15 protein-coding genes are annotated in these 17,306 nt (G+C 74.6%); 12 read left to right on the forward strand and 3 right to left on the reverse strand.

Going from position 1 to position 17,306, the window contains the following annotated elements; all coding sequences use genetic code 11:
- The first annotated feature begins 110 nt into the window (after positions 1-110).
- Positions 111-1,157, forward strand: a complete 1,047-nt coding sequence (locus AB0K51_RS01200) for an LLM class F420-dependent oxidoreductase (protein WP_363449104.1) — start codon at positions 111-113, stop codon at positions 1,155-1,157.
- A gap of 98 nt (positions 1,158-1,255) precedes the next feature.
- On the opposite strand, the gene AB0K51_RS01205 is transcribed toward AB0K51_RS01200, so the two are convergent.
- Positions 1,256-2,854, reverse strand: coding sequence for a serine/threonine-protein kinase (locus tag AB0K51_RS01205; protein WP_363449106.1), 1,599 nt, complete (start codon positions 2,852-2,854; stop codon positions 1,256-1,258).
- Positions 2,855-3,193: 339 nt separating this feature from the next.
- Here AB0K51_RS01205 and AB0K51_RS01210 point away from each other — a divergent pair, with 339 nt between their 5' ends.
- The 3 genes from AB0K51_RS01210 to AB0K51_RS01220 all read left to right on the forward strand — a co-directional run bounded on the left by AB0K51_RS01210 (position 3,194) and on the right by AB0K51_RS01220 (position 7,182).
- Positions 3,194-3,418, forward strand: coding sequence for a hypothetical protein (locus AB0K51_RS01210; protein WP_363449108.1), 225 nt, complete (start codon positions 3,194-3,196; stop codon positions 3,416-3,418).
- A gap of 253 nt (positions 3,419-3,671) precedes the next feature.
- Positions 3,672-6,386 (forward strand): LuxR family transcriptional regulator, encoded by a 2,715-nt coding sequence (locus AB0K51_RS01215; protein WP_363449110.1) that lies wholly within the window; start codon positions 3,672-3,674, stop codon positions 6,384-6,386.
- 163 nt (positions 6,387-6,549) lie between these two features.
- Positions 6,550-7,182 (forward strand): response regulator transcription factor, encoded by a 633-nt coding sequence (locus tag AB0K51_RS01220; protein WP_363449112.1) that lies wholly within the window; start codon positions 6,550-6,552, stop codon positions 7,180-7,182.
- Positions 7,183-7,207: 25 nt separating this feature from the next.
- On the opposite strand, the gene AB0K51_RS01225 is transcribed toward AB0K51_RS01220, so the two are convergent.
- The gene (locus AB0K51_RS01225) at positions 7,208-8,452 is read right to left on the reverse strand and encodes a hypothetical protein (protein WP_363449114.1); all 1,245 of its coding nucleotides are present in this window, start codon (positions 8,450-8,452) and stop codon (positions 7,208-7,210) included.
- A gap of 5 nt (positions 8,453-8,457) precedes the next feature.
- Positions 8,458-9,696, reverse strand: coding sequence for a hypothetical protein (locus AB0K51_RS01230; protein WP_363449116.1), 1,239 nt, complete (start codon positions 9,694-9,696; stop codon positions 8,458-8,460).
- A gap of 245 nt (positions 9,697-9,941) precedes the next feature.
- Here AB0K51_RS01230 and AB0K51_RS01235 point away from each other — a divergent pair, with 245 nt between their 5' ends.
- The 8 genes from AB0K51_RS01235 (at position 9,942) to AB0K51_RS01270 (ending at position 17,294) form a co-directional block, all read left to right on the forward strand.
- A complete protein-coding gene (locus AB0K51_RS01235; RefSeq protein ID WP_363449118.1) occupies positions 9,942-10,487 on the forward strand; it encodes a hypothetical protein in 546 nt (181 codons plus the stop codon).
- A gap of 100 nt (positions 10,488-10,587) precedes the next feature.
- The gene (locus AB0K51_RS01240) at positions 10,588-11,247 is read left to right on the forward strand and encodes a Pvc16 family protein (RefSeq protein ID WP_363449120.1); all 660 of its coding nucleotides are present in this window, start codon (positions 10,588-10,590) and stop codon (positions 11,245-11,247) included.
- Positions 11,244-12,266, forward strand: a complete 1,023-nt coding sequence (locus tag AB0K51_RS01245) for a hypothetical protein (RefSeq protein ID WP_363449122.1) — start codon at positions 11,244-11,246, stop codon at positions 12,264-12,266. Before AB0K51_RS01240 ends, AB0K51_RS01245 begins: the two co-directional genes overlap by 4 nt.
- A gap of 5 nt (positions 12,267-12,271) precedes the next feature.
- Entirely contained in the window at positions 12,272-13,804 is a 1,533-nt protein-coding gene (locus tag AB0K51_RS01250; RefSeq protein ID WP_363449124.1) for a phage tail sheath subtilisin-like domain-containing protein, read from the forward strand.
- Between the two features lie 33 nt (positions 13,805-13,837).
- Entirely contained in the window at positions 13,838-14,281 is a 444-nt protein-coding gene (locus tag AB0K51_RS01255; RefSeq protein WP_363449126.1) for a phage tail protein, read from the forward strand.
- Entirely contained in the window at positions 14,281-14,688 is a 408-nt protein-coding gene (locus AB0K51_RS01260) for a hypothetical protein (protein WP_363449128.1), read from the forward strand. Before AB0K51_RS01255 ends, AB0K51_RS01260 begins: the two co-directional genes overlap by 1 nt.
- Complete coding sequence (locus tag AB0K51_RS01265) at positions 14,685-14,921, forward strand: DUF6760 family protein (protein WP_363449130.1); 237 nt, start codon at positions 14,685-14,687, stop codon at positions 14,919-14,921. Before AB0K51_RS01260 ends, AB0K51_RS01265 begins: the two co-directional genes overlap by 4 nt.
- Positions 14,922-16,499: 1,578 nt before the next feature.
- On the forward strand, positions 16,500-17,294 hold the full coding sequence (locus AB0K51_RS01270; RefSeq protein WP_363449132.1) for a hypothetical protein: 795 nt from the start codon (positions 16,500-16,502) through the stop codon (positions 17,292-17,294).
- The last annotated feature ends 12 nt before the right edge of the window (positions 17,295-17,306 follow it).

The following is a 17,306-nucleotide window of genomic DNA, read 5'->3' on the forward strand; positions in this document are numbered from 1 at the left end:
TCGTGTCGGCCGTCGGAGGGCGTGACGCGGCGCACCACTACCGGCCAGTAGCGTGGCGGGCGGCGGCAGGGCTACGCTCGCCGAACCACCCGACTGGAAGGCTTGGGCAGATGCGACTCGGGATCAATCTCGGCTACTGGGGCCTCGGCATGGACGCCGACAACATCGCGGTCGCCCAGGAGGCCGACCGGCTCGGCTACGCGGTCTGCTGGGCCGCCGAGGCGTACGGCTCGGACGCCGCCACCGTGCTCTCCTACGTGGCCGCGAAGACCGAGCGGATCGACGTCGGCTCGGCGATCTTCCAGATCCCGGCCCGCACCCCCGCGATGACCGCGATGACCGCCGCCACCCTGGACACCCTCTCCGGCGGCCGGTTCCGGCTCGGCCTCGGCGTCTCCGGCCCGCAGGTCTCCGAGGGCTGGTACGGCGTCAAGTTCGACAAGCCGCTGGCCCGCACCCGCGAGTACGTGGAGATCATCCGCAAGGCGATGTCCCGCGAGCGGCTCTCCCACGACGGCGCGCACTGGACCCTGCCGCTGCCCGGCGGGCCCGGCAAGCCGCTCAAGCTGACCGTCCACCCGGTGCGCGAGCACATCCCGCTGTACATCGCCTCGATGGGCCCGAAGAACCTCGAACTCACCGGCGAGATCGCCGACGGCTGGCTCGGCCTGTTCTTCGCCCCCGAGCACGCCGCGCTCTCCGTCGACGCGCTGGCCGCCGGCCGCGCCAAGGCCGGCCGGACGCTGGACGGCTTCGACCTCTGCCCCACCGTCAACATCGCCGTCGGGGACGACGTGGCGGCCGCCGCGAACACGCTGCGCGACTACGCGGCGCTGTACATCGGCGGCATGGGCAGCAAGGAGAAGAACTTCTACAACCAGCTGATGCGGCGGATGGGCTTCGAGCAGGCCGCGGACGAGGTGCAGGAGCGGTACCTGGCCCGCGACAAGGCCGGCGCCGCCGCCGCCGTCCCGCACGACTTCATCGACGCCACCGCCCTGCTCGGCGACACCGCCCGGATCGCCGACCGCATGCACGCCTACGCCGACGCCGGCGTCACCACCCTCACCCTCGCCCCCAGCGGCTTCACCCTCGACGAGCGGATCACCGCCCTGCGCACGGGCGTCGAGGCGCTGGAGCGGGCGGGACTCGCCTGACGATGAGCCTTCCCGGGGTCGGGTTCCGGCCGTTCAGTGGTGCGATCCGCCGAACTGGAAGCTGAGTGGGAAATCCACCCCGCCCGGCCTGACGGCGGTCACTGCTGGCGGGACATGTGGACGTCGTCGAACCCGTCCTGCCGGGCGATCAGGTGGCCGTCGTCGGTGAGGGTGAAGACGATCTTCAGGGCCACGTCGCCGGCGCAGCTCGCGCTGATCGAGGTGGTGGTCTCCAGGACGGTGACCGTGTTGCCGCTGACCGAGGCGAGCTCGTCCACGGCGCCGCAGGGGACGCCGGTGGTCTCCCAGGTGGTGGAGGCGCGGCCGACGTTGGCGCCGGGGTTGCCGGGGGAGAACTGGATCCGGTACTTGCCCTGGGTGTCCTTGTCGACCTGGTGGACGTCGCCCTGCCAGACGCCGAGGAAGGCCGCCGGCACCAGACTGGTCGGGGACGGGCTGGGGGACGGCGAGGGGCTGGGGGTCGGCGAGGGCGACGGGCTGGGGGAGGCCGGCGGCGCGGCAGCGGTGGGTCCGCCGTTGCCCGCGGGGGCGGCGGTGTCGTGGGTGAGCCAGAGCGTGATCCCGCCGGCGGTCGCGGCCACCGCGACGGCCGAGGCGAGGACGATCGGCAGGGTCCGGCGGCCTGACGGGCCGTGCGGTGCGGTCGGCGTGCCGAGCACCACCGGCTGCTCACCCGGCGGCTGTTCACCCGGCGGCTGTTCGGCGGGTGCGGTGCCGTCGGTGACGGTCGGCGGGTGTGCCGGGACCGCGTCGGCGGGCTCGACGTCCAGGGCGAGGAGCTCGACGGCGAGCCGGCCGACCGACTCGGAGACGGCCGTGGGCAGCCAACCGCGCTGGCCGAGCCGGACCGTGCCCGGGCCGGCGGCGGTCAGGCGGCGGCGCAGCTCGGTGGGGTCGGGCCGGTCCTCCGGCTCCTTGGCGAGGCAGTCCAGGATCACCGCGCGCAGCGCGCCGTCCAGCCCGCCGAGGTCGGGCGCCTCGTGCAGCACCCGGTAGAGCAGCACGGCCGCGCTCACGCCCTCACCGAACGGGGCGATCCCGGTGGCGGCGAATGCGAGCACCGCGCCGAGCGAGAAGACGTCGCCCGGCGGCCCGGCCTGGCGGCCGTTGGCCTGCTCCGGGGACATGAAGCCCGGCGAGCCGACCACGTACCCCGAGCGGGTCAGGGCGGTGGCCGCGTCCAGCGCGCGTGCGATGCCGAAGTCGATCAGGCGCGGCCCGTCCAGGGCGAGCAGGATGTTGGACGGTTTGATGTCCCGGTGGACCAGGCCCGTGCCGTGCACGTGCGCCAGCGTCTCGCCCAGCCCCGCGCCGAGCGCCCGGACGACGGCCAGCGGCAGCGGGCCGAACTCGCGGACCGCCTCGCTCAGCGGCGGCCCGGCGACGTACCCGGTGGCGACCCACGGGTGCTCGCCCTCGGTGTCGGCGTCCAGCACCGGCGCCGTCCACTGCCCGCCGACCCGGCGAGCCGCGGCCACCTCCTGGCGGAAGCGGTCGCGGAACTCCTGGTCGGCCGCGTACTCACCGCGGACCAGTTTGACCGCCACGGTCCGCCCGCCCGGGCTGCGACCGAGGTAGACCTCGCCCATGCCGCCCGCGCCCAGCCGCCGCAGCAGCCGGTACTCGCCGACCCGCCGCGGGTCGCCCGGCCCCAACGCGTCCACTGCCCACCCCACTTCGTCCGTCCCCTGCCCAGAAGGTACCGGTAGGGACCGATGGCCGGGGCCGCTGACCCGATGACTGCGCGCTGCGGGCGCAATCTGACGAACCGCGCTCCGGCGTCCGAACCTGCCCAACCGACCGGTCCGCGGCTGTCGGAGCAAGTCCAGACCGTCCACGCCCTCGGGTTGCGCCCGCCGACGACACCGGCGGCGACCCGGGGGCAGTGTCGAAAGGGTGGAGCCGGTCCGCCATGACGGGCCGTCGACACCCGCCAAGGCGCCGACCCCGCCAAGCTCGGCCCCTTCTCCACCCTCACCGCCTCGGCCGGTGCCCCGGCCGGTGCCACCGCCGCCGTGCTGAACGTCACCAGCACCAACTCCCAGGACGACAGCTACCTCACCGTCTGGGCCCACGGCGCCCCCCGCCCCGGCACCAGCAACGTCAACTTCACGGCCGGGAAGACCGTCCCGAACCACGTCGTCACCCCGCTCGGCACCGACGGCAGGTTCGACGTCTTCAACCACGTGGGCAGCACCGACGTCATCGCCGACGTCTTCGGCTACTTCACCAAGCGGTAGCGAAGCGCGCACTCGCGGAGCGGTGGAGTGGACGGCCCGCGATGCGGGCTGAGCCGGCTGCGCTGCGCTCCCCCGGGGGATGACGGTCTGTGGCGGAACGGTGACCCGGCGGGGACGTCGTGCGGGTGGCGGGCAGGCAGGCTGGTGCGCGGCAGTGGCTCCGCGGCGCGCAGGTGTCCTCGACCGGGGATGCCGGGACCGGGCTGCGGGCACAACCCGACAGCGGGAGCGGTCACAGGGGGAAGGGGTCGCGATGGCGGGGTCGAAGCCGGGCGCGGGAGCGTCCTGCTGGAACGGGGGGCCGGGGGGAGTGCCCGCGCTGGTCGGACGGGCGGACGAACTCCGGTCGGGCGCGGCCGCGTTGGAGGGCGGCGGCCTCGTGCTGGCCGGGCCGCGCGGCGTGGGACGGACCCGGCTCGCGCGGGAGCTGGTCGCCGCCGCGCAGCGCCGGGGCGCAGCCGTCGACCGGCTGGTGGCCTCCGCGACCACGACCGCCGTACCGCTCGCCGCGTTCGCCGGCCTGCCCGGCCCGGCCGCGGGCTCCGCGGCCGACCGGCCGCCGCAGACCGTGGGCGAGGCGGTGCTGCGGCTCGCCGAGCGGGCCGAGATCGGGCGACGCCTCCTCGTGGTCGACGACGCCCACCTGCTCGACCACGACTCCGCCCTGGTCATCCGGCACGCCGCCGCCCAGGAGATCGCCGCCGTCCTGCTCACCGTCTGCACCGAGGAACCGGCCCCCGAACCCGTGCGGGCGCTCTGGCGGGACGAGACCCTGCCCCGGATCGACCTGGCACCCCTCCCACGGGACGGCCTCGCGGCCCTGCTCGCCGACGCGCTGGGCGCACCGGTCGACGGCGACACCCTGGACCGGATGCACCGGCTCTGCGACGGCGACCTCGTCACGCTGCGCGAACTGGTCCACGACGCCGTCCGCGACGGCACGCTGGAACGCTGCGGCGCGGCCTGGTCCTGGCGCGGCACCGTCACGCCCGACTCCCGCCTCGGCGAGCTGGTCACGGCCCGGCTCGCCGGACTCGACCCGGCCACCCGCACCGTCCTCGAACTGCTCGCCCACGGCGAGACGCTCGGCGCCCGGCTGCTTCAGGACCTGGTGCCCGACGCCGACCTGGTCGCCCTGGAAGGCCGCCGGCTGATCCGGGTCGACGCGGCGGACCGGCGCCGCGAGGTACGGCTGCGCCGCCCGCTCGACGCCGAGCTGCTGCGCGCCGCCACCCCGCGCCTGCGCGCCGACCAGATCTGCCGCACCCTCATCGACGCCGTCCGGGCCAAGGGCGCCCGCCGTGCCACCGACCCGCTCGCCATCGCCGGCTGGCAGCTCACGGTCGGCGACGGCGGCGCCGACGTCGACCCGGCGTTCTGGCTCGCCGCCGCGCAGCGCGAGCTGACCGGCGCGGACCCGCTGCGCGCCGAACGGCTCGCCCGCGCCGCCGTCCGGGCCGCACCCGACTCGCTCGCGGCCGGCCTGCTGCTCGGCGAGACGCTCGGACGGCAGGGCCGCACCGCCGAGGCCGCGCAGGTACTCGCCCGCCTCGACCCGCTGGTCGGATCCGACACCGAACGGGTCCGGCTGGCCCGGGCCCGGGCCACCGCGGCGTGCTGGGGACGCGGCGAGCCCGCCGCCGCGGTGGCCGTCCTGCTCGCGGCCGAGCGGCAGGTCGCGTCCGCGGACCACCGCCAGGAGCTCCAGGCGCTGCGCGCCGCCGTCGAGTACGGCGCCGGCCGGGCCCCGGAGGCCGTCGCCGCCGCCGAGGAGGTGCTCGCCGCGCCGTCCGGCCCGGCCAGCCGGATCCGGATGCACCGCACCGCCGTCGCCGCGCTGGCCGTCACCGGGCGTATCCAGCAGGCCCTGACGGAGGGCGAGCGGTGCCTCGCCCTGGTGAACGCCCACGGCGACCTCCCACCCGACCTCCCCGACGGACCCGAGGCGGCCGCCGACCTGGCGCTCGCCGTGGCGGCCGCGCTGCGCGCCGCGTCCCGGCTGGCCGAGGCCCGGCGACTGGCCCGGCAGACCTACCTGGAGACCAGCCACCGCGGCCTGCGGGTCACGGTCGGCGCCGCCGCCCAACTGCTCGGTCTGATCGCCCTCGACGCGGGCCGGGTGATCGAGGCCAGGGGCTGGCTGGAGGAGGCGGTCACCCTGCTCGACAGCTCGGAGCGGACCGGCTGCGCCGGCCTCGCCTGGTCGACCCTCGCCCGCACGCTCGCCCTCACCCCGGACCCGGAGCACCGGCGGCCGATGGCGGCCGAGGCGGCCGCCGCGCAGGAGGCCGCCGAGCAGGCCGAGCACCCGGCCCGACGCGCCTGGGTCCTCCAGGTCGAGCTGGGCCGGGCCTGGGTGGCCGCCGCCCACGGCCGGACCGCCGACGCCCGCCGGCTCGCCCTCGACACCGCCGACACCGCCACCGCCCAGGGCCTGCACACCATCGCGCTGACCGCCGCGCACGACGCGCTGCGGCTCGGCGCGGACCGGGCCGCCCGGACCCGGCTGGAGGCGGCGGCCGCCCTGGCGGCCGGCCCGCTGGCCGACGCCTGCCTGGCGCACGCGGCCGCCCGCGACAGCGGCGACGGCCACCGCCTGGACGCCGTCTCCCGGCTCTTCGCCGCCCTCGGCGCCCGGCTGCTGGCGGCCGAGACCGCGACCGAGGCCGCCGACGCCCACCGGCGGCAGGGATCGCCCGCCCGGGCCACCGCGTCCGGTTCGGCCGCCGCCGGCCACCTGGTGGCGTGTCAGGGCGCGCTCAGCCCGGTGATCGCCGAGCGCACCGTCGCCACCGGCCTGACCCCGCGCGAGCACGAGGTGGTGCGGCTGGCCGCGGCCGGACGCTCCAACCGGGAGATCGCCGAACTGCTCGGCTCCTCGGTCCGCACCGTCGAATCCCACCTCGCGCACGCCTACGGCAAGCTCGGCATCACCCGCCGCGATCAACTCGTCGACCTGTGTGGGTAGTTGTCCCGACCTGCGTAGTGCTCCGGGGCGGGCTCCGTAGTCCATTACGGATGCCGAGCCGGGCGCGGGCCCCGACAATTCACGCAACGAAAGCCGCGGCACGGTCCGCGGTGTCCACAGGCTGCCGGGTCCGTGCGGCGATCCGGCGGCCCGTCATCGGGGGGTGCCGGTGGATCGTGTCCGGGTATCGGTCTTCGCGACGGATCCCATCTCGCAGGCCGGCGTCGCCGGCCAACTCAAGGTACGCCCGGAACTCCGGGTCCTCACCGACGCCGGCCGGGCCGAGGCGGACGTCGTGGTCGCCGTGGTCGACAACACCCGGGAGGAGGGCGTCCGGGCGCTGCGCCAGGTCCGGCAGGCCGGCCTCGCGGCCCGGATCGTCCTGGTGGCCGCCGAGGTCGACGCGGCGGACCTCGGTACGGCGATCGAGTGCGGAGCGGTCGGGATCGTCCGGCGCTCCGAGGCCACCCCGGACCGGCTGGTGGAGGCCATCACCGCCGCCGCCCGCGGCGACGGAACCGTGCCGGCCGACCTGCTCGGCCGGCTGCTCGAACAGGTCGGCCGCCTGCAGCGGCAGGTGCTCAACCCGCGCGGACTGGCCTTCACCGGCCTCGCCCAGCGTGAGGTCGCCGTCCTGCGCCTGGTCGCCGACGGTCACGACACGGCCGAGATCGCCCGGACGCTGTCGTACTCCGAACGGACCGTCAAGAACATCCTGCACGACGTCATGGTCCGGCTGCAGTTGCGCAACCGGCCCCACGCGGTGGCGTACGCGCTGCGCGAAGGCCTCATCTGAGTTCCCTGCCAAGGGACTTGACGCTTCATCGGCGGAACACCAGGTGGCTGCCGGCGGTCGGTTCCATGCCCGCCGTGTCCACCACCAGGTCGGCGGAGGTGAGCACCGTGCCCGGCGCGGTGCTCGCCGTCGCGACCAGCTTCCGGGCACCGACCAGGTCGTGCGGCATCGCCATGCACCAGGCGTCGACGCTGCCGTCCGGCCCGGCCGTGACCTCGGTCTCGCCGATCAGCGCGCCGCCGTCCGGCGTCTGCCAGCTCAGCACCAGCTGCTGACCCGGGGCGAACCCCTGTCCGGTGGCGTGGGTGAGCAGGCCCGGGACGAGGACGTCCGGATCGACCGTCAGCGAGGCGCCGGCCGCGGGCGGGCAGCCGTCGACGGTGAGTTGGGCGGTGGCCGTGGTCGGGATCGCGCCGTCCGCGGTGGCCGTCACCTGGTGCGGGCCGCAGTCCAGGCCGGCCACCGGCAGCTTCGCGGTGAAACCGCCCTGACCGTCGGTGGCGGCCGCGGGCCCGGCCGCCCCGTCGATCGCGAGCCGCACCCGCACGTTCGGTGGGAACTCCTGCCCCGACACGACCGTGCCGGTCGGCTCGGCGGACTTGGCGACGGTGGCCGGGTCGAGCACGATCCGCCCGCAGCGGACCGTGATCGTGGAGTCCGCGGTCACCGGGCCGGCCGCGATCTGCTGGACGGCCCTGACCTGGTGCGGACCGCAGGACGGGGCGGCCCTGAAGGCCAGGGCGTCGCCGGAGGTCACCTGTTGCGCCACGCCGTCCAGCAGGATCTGCACCCGGGAGCTGCCCTCGCCGCTGTCGAAGCCCTGGACCGTGAGGAAGAACCAGGAGGGCAGGTCGCCCGGGTAGACCACGCCGGGCTTCACCCCGAGCGTGGGACACAGCACGGTCAGCCGGGTGGAGGCGAGCGGCTGCCGGAGGGAGCCGACGGTGACGGTGTTGGTGCCGCAGACGCCCGTCGCGTGCAGCGTCGTCGACCCGGACTTCCCGTTGCCCGGGTAGGAGAGCGTCATCGGCCCGATGTCCACGCCGTTCAGGTACACCCGCGCCGTGCTGCCCTCCGGCTCCGGCACCCCGCCGCTCTCGTACAGGCTGACGGTCACTCCGCTCAGATCGGTGCCGACGAGCATGTACGGGTTCGGGACCAGGGAGTAGACCGGCCCCGCGGCGACCGCGGACGCCGACGGCCCCGACAGCGGGCCCGCCAGGGCGAGGGCGAGGGCCAGCGCCGCCCCCCGGCCCGGCCTGAGCCGCACCGCGGTCAGAACGCCGTGGTGGCGTCGGTGCCGTTGACCAGCACTGCGGGCGTGCACGGTGCGCCTCCGGGGTTCTCGCAGCCGATCTTGAGCTGCAGGGTCTGCCCCGCCGCCACCGCGATCGGGGTCACGAACGGCAGGTCGTAGTCGCGGAAGTTGTTCAACCTGGTGTTGAGCAGCACCTTGCCGCCCACACTGATGGTCAGCGACCCCTTGTCGCCCGCCGGGTTCTGCAACACCAGGTCGGTGATGGAGAGTTGGTGCTTCGCGGCGGCGGTGACGCTGGTGGTGTGACTGTCCAGCTCGACCGCGAGCGGCACCGGCGGCGGAAGCGCGATCACCGGCGAGGGCGAAGGCGCGGAGGATGACGACGCGCCGCTGCTCGGCGACGGACTCGTCCCGGTGCCCTTGCCGGACCCGGAACCGGATCCAGACCCGGCGCCACCACCGGAACCCTGCTGGGCGCTCTGCAGCGCCTTGTTGAGCTCCTGGTGGGCCGCCTCGGCACCGGCGTCGGTCGCCGCGCTCTTGACCACGGGGCTCAGCACGGTGAACCAGAGCACCGCCAGCGCGACGGCTGCGGCGGCCAGCGCCAGCAGGGCCTTCGGCAGCCACCGCGGCAGCACCGCCTCCTGCAGCAGCGTGCCGCGCATCGCCACCGGCGCGGCCCCGGGCGGCTGGGCGAGGACCTGGAACCGGTGCGTCTGCGACGCACCGGTCCAGAACCGGTGCCGGCCACGCACCCGGACCTTGGCGAACACGGCGCTGTCGGGGCCGACTTCGAGCTCCGGCGGGTCGCACACCACGTCCACGACGTCGTCCTCGTCGCGCCCGATCAGCTGGACCACCACGGGTGCGTTGCCCAGGTTGTCCACCGCGACCCGGTGCCGGCTGGTGCGCCGCCCGCGGGCCCGGCCGGTGCGCGGCGACAGCTCGGCCTGCACGACCGGCAGGGCGCCGACGTCGACCGCACCCTCCTCGACCACGGACCCGGCCGGGTCCTCGGCGGAACGCACCCGGACCGCGTACACCACCCGTCCCAGCGGCACCGCCGAACCGGGCGGCGGCCGGAACAGCACCCGCGCGGTACCGCTCTGCCCCGGGAAGAGCGACAGGGACTCCGGCTCGCAGGAGGCCCACGCCCCCGCCGGGCCGAGCACTTCGAGGGTGAAGGAATCGACGACGGGACCGGTGTTGGTGACGGAGATCTCCGCCGTGGCCTCGCTGCCCGGCAGAACCGGCACGGAGGCAGGTGTCAACGCTGCATTGGCTCCCACGCTGATGGACGGTAGGCCCGGGCGAGCCGACCGGGGCAGAGTGCGCCGGGCAGCCCTCGGGGCCGTCGGGACGGTCCGTCCGGCTGCCCTTGCGGGCAACGCGAGCCCCCCGGCGAACTGCGCGAACGACTCTGGCCCGCGGCCGCCCGCCGCTGAAGGCTGGGCGCCGAACACTGGGAGCCCGCCGGCCGTAGCGCGTACAGGAGATGCCGATGCCCGACGACACCGCAGACCCCGGCCCGTTCGACGACCCGCACGCCCACCCCGGGGTCGGCCCCGAATCGCCGCCCGGCCCGGACGTGGGCCTCACACCCCGCGTCGACTCGGCCGGCCACGTGAGCGTCACCGTCACCACGCCGTGGGGCGACACCTCGAACAGCGACGAGTGGCACCTGCCCGACGGCGGCACCCCGGACGGCACCACGCCGTTCGACCCGGAGCACAACCCGCTGGACCGGGCGATCCAACAGGCCACCCACCCCGACCCGTTCCACCTCGATCCGTTCCATCTCGCCCCCGACCCCGACCCGTTCCACCTCAACCCCGACCCGTTCCACCTCGACCCGCTGCTGCTGCCGTCCGACCTGCCGGGCGAGCAGCCCGGCGCGCCGGACCTGGCACCGGACCCGGCGGAGCCTGGGGAGGCCATGTACGCGAGCGAGGACAGCGGATACGACGGCGGCGGGTACGGGGACGGTGCCTACGGGGACGGCGGGTACGGGGACGGCGGGTACGGCGACGGGGGCATGACGGGCTGAGCGCCGGACTTCCGGCTTCCCGAAAGGGCAGCCGGAAGGGGAACTTCGGCCGCCTGGCAGTCCGTTCCGCTGCGCCGGCTTCCGCCGCATGCTCGACGGTGTGATCTACGAGACGGACCAGGCGATCGCCGCCACGGCGAAGGCCAGAGCGCTGGCGGGCTCGCCGATCGGCATCGCCTTCGATCCGCCCAACCGGCCGTGGATCCAGGGCCTCAAGGGACCGACGGTGAACTTCTTCCTCTTCGACATCAAGGAGAACACCGGCCGACGCGACGTCATGTTCGAAGAGGTCCGGAACCCCGACGGCGTGCTGACCGGGCGTCAGAAACCCCCGGCACGCTTCGACCTGCACTACACGGCGACCGTGTGGGCGGCGCCGAACGTCCTGGTCGAGCACCGGATCCTGGCGGCCGTACTGAAGTGCTTCAGCTCGCTGACGGCCCTTCCCCGCGAGCTGCTGCCGCCCGGACTGGCCGAACTCCCCTACGAGGTACTGGTGTCGGTCGACAGCGGCCACAAGCGAGGAATGTTCCTGAACCTGGGCGGCGAGCTCAAGGGCGGCTTCGAGTTCTCGGTCACGGTACCGCTGGCCCCGCCCACCGTCCTGCCGCTCGCCGCCCCGGTGCGCCGGGAGCCCGAACTGCGGATGGCGCCGGTGCCCGGCGCCGACCGGTCCCGTGCCGTCTCCGCCACCGAGACCGCGGGCGCCCGGCCGGCGGCCCAACCGCAGCCCCCCGTACCTGGAGGAAGCACGCCATGAGCGACGAAGACGACAGCATTCTCGGCGGGATCGAGCACCTGATTCCCGGCGTGGACACGGTGCGCGAGGTCGTGAGGAAGGTCGAGGAGGGCATCGACGCGGTCCGTGAGGTCGTGGACCCGGCGCTCGGGCTCGGCCACGGTGACCACGGCGGGGGAGACCACCCGGCCGCGGGCGGGGGCGGGGGCGGCACCACGATCAACGCCGCACCCGGCAGCACCGTCATCGTGAACGACAGCCACAACACCTCGGACAGTCACAACGACAGTCACAACACGGCCGACAGCCACAACGACAGCCACAACACCGCTGACAGTCACAACACCTCGGACAGCCACAACACGGCCGACAGCCACAACACGTCGGACAGTCACAACGACAGCCACAACGACAGTCACAACGACAGCCACAACCGCTCGGACAGTGACAGCCACAACGACAGTCACAACACGGCCGACAGCCACAACCTGTCGACGTCCGACAGCCACAACACGTCGACGAGCGACAGTCACAACCTGTCGACGTCTGACAGTCACAACACCTCGGTCAGCCACACCAGCGGCGGCAGCCACCACGGCTCGCCCGGGCACCAGCCGCCCGGGGGTCATCACGGGGGTGGTGAGCCCGGTGGTGGTGGGGGTCTTCCGGCGGGTGGCCACGGGGACGGGCACGGCAATGTGATCTTCGAGGGGACGGTCATCATCGAGGGCGGGAACAACGTCTTCGGCGGCGACCACAACAGCAACCTGCTGGAGAGCGCCGAGCTGTTCGACGTCGGTGGCGGCGACCACGGTGGGGACGCCTTCGGTCTCGAACCGGGCCACGACGCGTTCGCGTTCGCCGGCGACGACCCGCTGCTCGGCGGTCCCGTCGTCGAGAGCTTCGCCGACGGCGGGGCCATCGTCGACCAGCCCGGGTCGTCGGAGGTCGTCCCCGAGGCGGGTGGCGGCGCGGAGCCCGTCCCGGTCGAGGCGGACCCGTACCTCGACTACCAGCCCGACGCGTCGATGGAGGGCTGATCGCCGTGCCCAACTACCAATCGCCCGGCGTCTACGTCCAGGAGCTGGAGGCCGGGGTCCGGCCGATCGAGGGCGTCGGGACGGCGGTCGCCGCGTTCGTCGGCCTCGCCTCGGACGGACCGCTGCACCAGCCCACCCTGGTCACCAACTGGTCCCAGTTCACGGACACCTTCGGCGAGCCGGTCCCGGGGTCGTACCTCGCGCACGCCGTCTACGGCTACTTCCTCAACGGCGGTGGCCAGGCCTACGTGGTGCGGATCGGCAGCCCCGTGCTCGACGCCGGCCGGCCGGAGCCGCCGCGGGCCGAGCTGCCGGCGGCCACGGACCTGGCGGTGGCCGCGTACACGGTCACCGCCGTCAGCGCCGAGGCCGCGTCCGGGGCGATCACGGTCGAGGTCGCCGACCCGCCGGAGGGATCGCCCGAGGACAGCTTCCGGCTGGTGGTCCGCGGAGGCGGCCGCGAGGAGGTGTACGAAGCGGTCGGCACCCGGCGGGGCCGGCAGAACGTGGTCACGCAGGTGAACGCCGCCTCGCAGCTCGTCCGGTTGGCCGAGAGCGCCGCGGAGCCGTCCCGGCGGCGGCCCGCCAACGCGACCGTGGCGCTCACCGCGCCGGTCGCGCAGCAGGTCGCGCCGCGGGCCCGGGACTACGTCGGCGACTCCGCCGACCGGACCGGCTTCGGCGGCCTGGAGTCGATCGAGACCATCACCATGGTGTGCGTCCCCGACCTGATGGCCGCCTACCGGGCCGGGCTGATCGACCGCGAGGGCGTGCGCGCCGTCCAGACCGGCATGATCGACCACTGCGAGCTGATGGGCAACCGGATGGCGGTCCTCGACCCACTGCCCGACCTGACGCCGCAGCAGGTCCACGACTGGCGGATGCACGAGGCCGGCTACGACTCCAGGTTCGCCGCGCTGTACTGGCCGTGGATCAAGGTGCACGACCCGGTCTCGGGTGCCACCACGCCGATCCCGCCGTGCGGCCACGTGGCCGGGGTGTGGGCGCGCAACGACGCCACCCGCGGCGTGCACAAGGCGCCCGCCAACGAGGTGGTGCGCGGCGTCCTCGGCCTGCAGAGCGACCTTACCCGCGCCGAGCACGACCTGCTGAACCCGGTCGGGATCAACTGCGTCCGCGCCTTCCCGGGCCGCGGCATCCGGATCTGGGGCGGGCGGACGCTCTCCAGCGACCCGAGCTGGCGGTACGTCAACGTCCGCCGCCTGTACAACTACGTCGAGTCCTCGCTGCTCACCGGCACCCAGTGGGTGGTCTTCGAACCGAACGACAAGGACCTGTGGGAACGGGTGATCCGGACCGTCCGCTCGTTCCTGTTCCGGGTCTGGCAGGACGGCGCGCTCTTCGGCGACACGGTGGACCAGGCCTTCTACGTCCGCTGCGACGACGAACTCAACCCCAGCGAGGTGATCGAGGCGGGCCAACTCGTCTGCGAGATCGGCCTCGCGGTGGTCAAGCCCGCCGAGTTCGTCGTGTTCCGCCTGGCCCAACTGCCCACCGGCACCGCGCTCAGCGAGTAGCCGCGAGACACACCGAGATACGGAGACCGCACCATGCCCTCGCTCGTGGACCCGCTCGCCAACTACTGCTTCGCCATCGAGATCCACGGGATGGCCATCGCCCAGTTCAAGGAGATCTCCGGGATCGGCATGTCCATCGGAGTGATCGAGAACCGGCAGAACCAGCTGAAGCAGCAGCCCGTCCTCCAGAAGCTCCCCGGCACCGTGAAGTACGACGACATCCACCTCTCCCGGGGCAAGGTCAGCGACAAGGAGTTCTGGAACTGGATCAAGCAGGTGAAGGAGGGTCACATCAGCCAGGCCCGCAAGGACGGCTCCATCATCCTCCTCGACTTCGACTTCGCCAGCGAGATCCACCGGATCAACTTCTTCGGCGCCTGGCCGATCCGGGTCGAGATCGGCAAGCTGACCGCGGGCGGCGAACAGGTGCTGCTGGAGACCGTGGTGCTCGCCGTGGAGCGGATCGAGGTCGCCTGATGCCGGCCCCGTACGACGGAGCGGTCGAGGCGATCCGGACCGAGTTCGCGTTCACGCTGCCGGTCGGCTACCTGGACGACGAAGGGGTGCCCCACCGGGAGGGCCGGATGCGCCTCGCCACCGCCCGCGACGAGATCATGCCGCTCCGGGACCCGCGGGTGCAGGCCAACGAGGCGTACCTCACCGTGATCCTGCTCAGCCGGGTGATCACCGAGCTGGGCACGCTCACCACCATCAACCCCGCCGTCGTCGAGGGGATGTTCGCTGCCGACCTGGCCTTCCTGCAGGACCTCTACCGCCGGATCAACGCCGAGGGCCACACCAGGGTCGCGGTGTCGTGCCCGGAGTGCTCGCACCACTTCGCCGCCGACCTGTCGGGCGCCGGGAGCCGCAAGGGGGGATCGTGACGTACGGCACGCAGCAGCTGCTCGAGGAAGTGTCGTACGTCGCTTACCACTTCCACTGGCCGATGGCCGAAATCCTCGACCTCGAGCATCCGCTGCGCCGCGAGTTCGTCGCGCAGATCGGCACCATCAACGAACGGCTGAACGAGCAGTCGGCCGCGGCTTCCGGCGCGTTCGGCGAGTCCGCGGCCGAGGTCGCGCAGCGGCCGCGACTCGACCTGCCCCCGGGCTGGTGACGGATGCGCTGGCCGTTCCGCCGTCCCGTCGCCCCAGCCGCTGCTGCTCCCGGTTCGGCAGCCCGCTCCGGGGCCGTGCCACGTCCGGTCGACGCCTGGCGCGACCTCGGCGCGTCCAGCGCGGTGCTCGGCACGGTCGCCACGGCGGGCAGCGCGACGTTCGCGCGGACGCTGCCCAGTCGTTGGCAACTTCCCACCATGGTCGGGAGATTGGGGCATGAGGTGCGCCCGGACGCGCCCGGCGGGCAGCTCTCGGCGATGGCCGCGCCGCTCGCGGCGGTCGACGCGACGTCGGGTGACGCGACGCCGTCGGGCGCGGCCGGGTTGCTCTGGCGTACGGCGGTGGCCCCGCTCGGCGGCCCTGCGGGCGAGTGGCCGAGCGGCGCGCCTGACGCACGCCCGGTTGCCCGTTCCGCCGAGTCGCCGGGCGACGGTGGCGCGCGGCCGTCGTCCCGGATGGTCGAACGGCTCCTCGGCGGCGGGTGGTTGCCCGGCCGCCGTGACGCGGGCTCGTCGGGCCGCTCGGCCGAAGGCATTCCTGGTGGCGGTGACACGGGCCCGACGGGCCGGGCCATCGGTGGTGCGTGGCTGCCCGGCGACCGTGACGCCCGTCCGTCGGGCCGCACCGCCGAACGTCTTCTCGGCGACGACGGCGGACTTGTGACGACACCTCAGGCCGGGTCGGCTGATGTGCCCCGAGCGGGGGAGCCGTCGCCACTGCTCCTGGCACCCCTGCTCGGGCGCGGCTACGACGCCCGGGTGGCCCGAGCGGCGGCCGACCTGACCGCCGTGCCGGCTGTACTGCGCGGCCTCGGCACGCCGGACGCCGCGCCGCCGAGCGCTCCCAGGACCGGCCCGCAGCCGGGGGAGGGCGAGGCCACGGCCGGGCACGCGGGCATCTCGCTGCTGTCAGCCGTGCTCGGCGCGCCCGATCCCCAGCCCGTCGCCGACCCGGCCCTCACCGGGGGAACGGCCCCAACTGGTGTGTCGGCATCGGCTGTTGGGATGGCCCCGACCGTTGGGATGGTCCCGACCGTTGGGGCACCGTCGACCGATGGGGTGGCGCCGACCGAGGGGGCGGCCTCGACCGGCCTCTCGGCCGCTGCCGCAGCTGCTGCCGGTCGTCTTCCCGAGGTACCCGCCTCGCTGTTCGGGCCGTCGGCTTCCGGTCCGGCGTCGCTCGGCCGTGGCGTCGTCCGCCGCCGCTCCCGGCTGGGGCCGCCCCTCGCCGGGCCGACCGCACCCCAGCCGGCGAATGCCATCGATCCGCCGCCACCCTGGCCGATCGCCGCCCCCACGACTGACGGCACGTCCGACCGCACGTCGTCCACGGGCGTGCCGTCGCTCGGCGAGGCTGCCTCGGACGAGTGGAACGTGAGGACCGCGGTGTCCGCTGACCCGGACGACTCCCCTCGCGGGCAAGGCGTTCAGCCGTCCACCGCCGATCAGGCCATCCGACGCGTCCGGCGGACGGTGCCGCCGGACCGGACCGGCGGAGGTGCGGTGGCCGCCCTCCCCGCGCCAACTCCCGTACCACCGGGCGCATCCCCCGTTCCGGCCGCGCCGACCGCATCCCCCGTGGCGCCTGAAGCACCGGCCCCGTCCTTCGCGCCGGAACCCCCCGCTCGTCCGGTCGCCGTCCGGCCCGTCGCGGCGTCGGTGCTGCCGATCACCCGGCTGCTGCCGAACCTCGGCGAGTCCGTCTCCCGCCCGCCGTCCCTCCCGTCCACCGAACCGGCCGCTCCGGGTTCCGGCCACGGGCCCCAACGGCCGTCCGCGGTAGCCCCGTTGGTGTCCCTGCGCCCGATCCTGCCGACCGCCAGCACCGTGCGGCCCGCGCCCGCCAGCCCGATCGCCCCGCTCGACGCCGCCGCCCCGCCCGACGCCGCCGAGCCGGGCGAACCCGCCGACCCGACCGAGTCGTCGTTCGCCCCGGCACCGGCCGGGTGGGCGCCGGCCCTGCCCGTCGCCCCGACCGCCGCCCTTCCCCTCGCCCGGCCGTTCGCGGTGCTCGCGGCAGCCTCGCCGCCCCCGACAGCCTCGCCGCGCCCGGCACCGCCGAGCCTCCCGGCACCGCCGCTCGACGCGACCGCCGATGCCCGCTCCGCCGTCACCTCGGCCGCAGGCCACCCACCCTCCGCCGCGCCCGTCCGGACGACGCCCACCGCTCATCAGGCCGTCGGCCCGCCGGCCCCCGCCCCACCGGCACCCGTTCCGCAGCCCGTCCGCGCTCCTCTCGTCGTCCCGGTGCGGTCCGACGAGGCGGAGTTGGACCGGCTGGCGGCCCGGCTGCACGCGCGGCTCGCCGGTCACCTCGCGGCCGACCTCCTGGTCGGCCGCGAACGCGCGCACCTGCTCACCGACCTGTACTGACCGATCCGGAGG

The organism is Kitasatospora sp. NPDC049285 (assembly GCF_040678815.1).
Classification (GTDB): Bacteria; Actinomycetota; Actinomycetes; order Streptomycetales; family Streptomycetaceae; genus Kitasatospora.

Excerpts from the sequence above, each read along its gene's own strand:
- AB0K51_RS01200 (WP_363449104.1), top strand. The coding sequence starts at position 111 with ATGCGACTCGGGATCAATCTCGGCTACTGGGGCCTCGGCATGGACGCC.
- AB0K51_RS01215 (WP_363449110.1), top strand. The coding sequence starts at position 3,672 with ATGGCGGGGTCGAAGCCGGGCGCGGGAGCGTCCTGCTGGAACGGGGGG.
- AB0K51_RS01235 (WP_363449118.1), top strand. The coding sequence starts at position 9,942 with ATGCCCGACGACACCGCAGACCCCGGCCCGTTCGACGACCCGCACGCC.
- AB0K51_RS01245 (WP_363449122.1), top strand. The coding sequence starts at position 11,244 with ATGAGCGACGAAGACGACAGCATTCTCGGCGGGATCGAGCACCTGATT.
- AB0K51_RS01255 (WP_363449126.1), top strand. The coding sequence starts at position 13,838 with ATGCCCTCGCTCGTGGACCCGCTCGCCAACTACTGCTTCGCCATCGAG.
- AB0K51_RS01260 (WP_363449128.1), top strand. The coding sequence starts at position 14,281 with ATGCCGGCCCCGTACGACGGAGCGGTCGAGGCGATCCGGACCGAGTTC.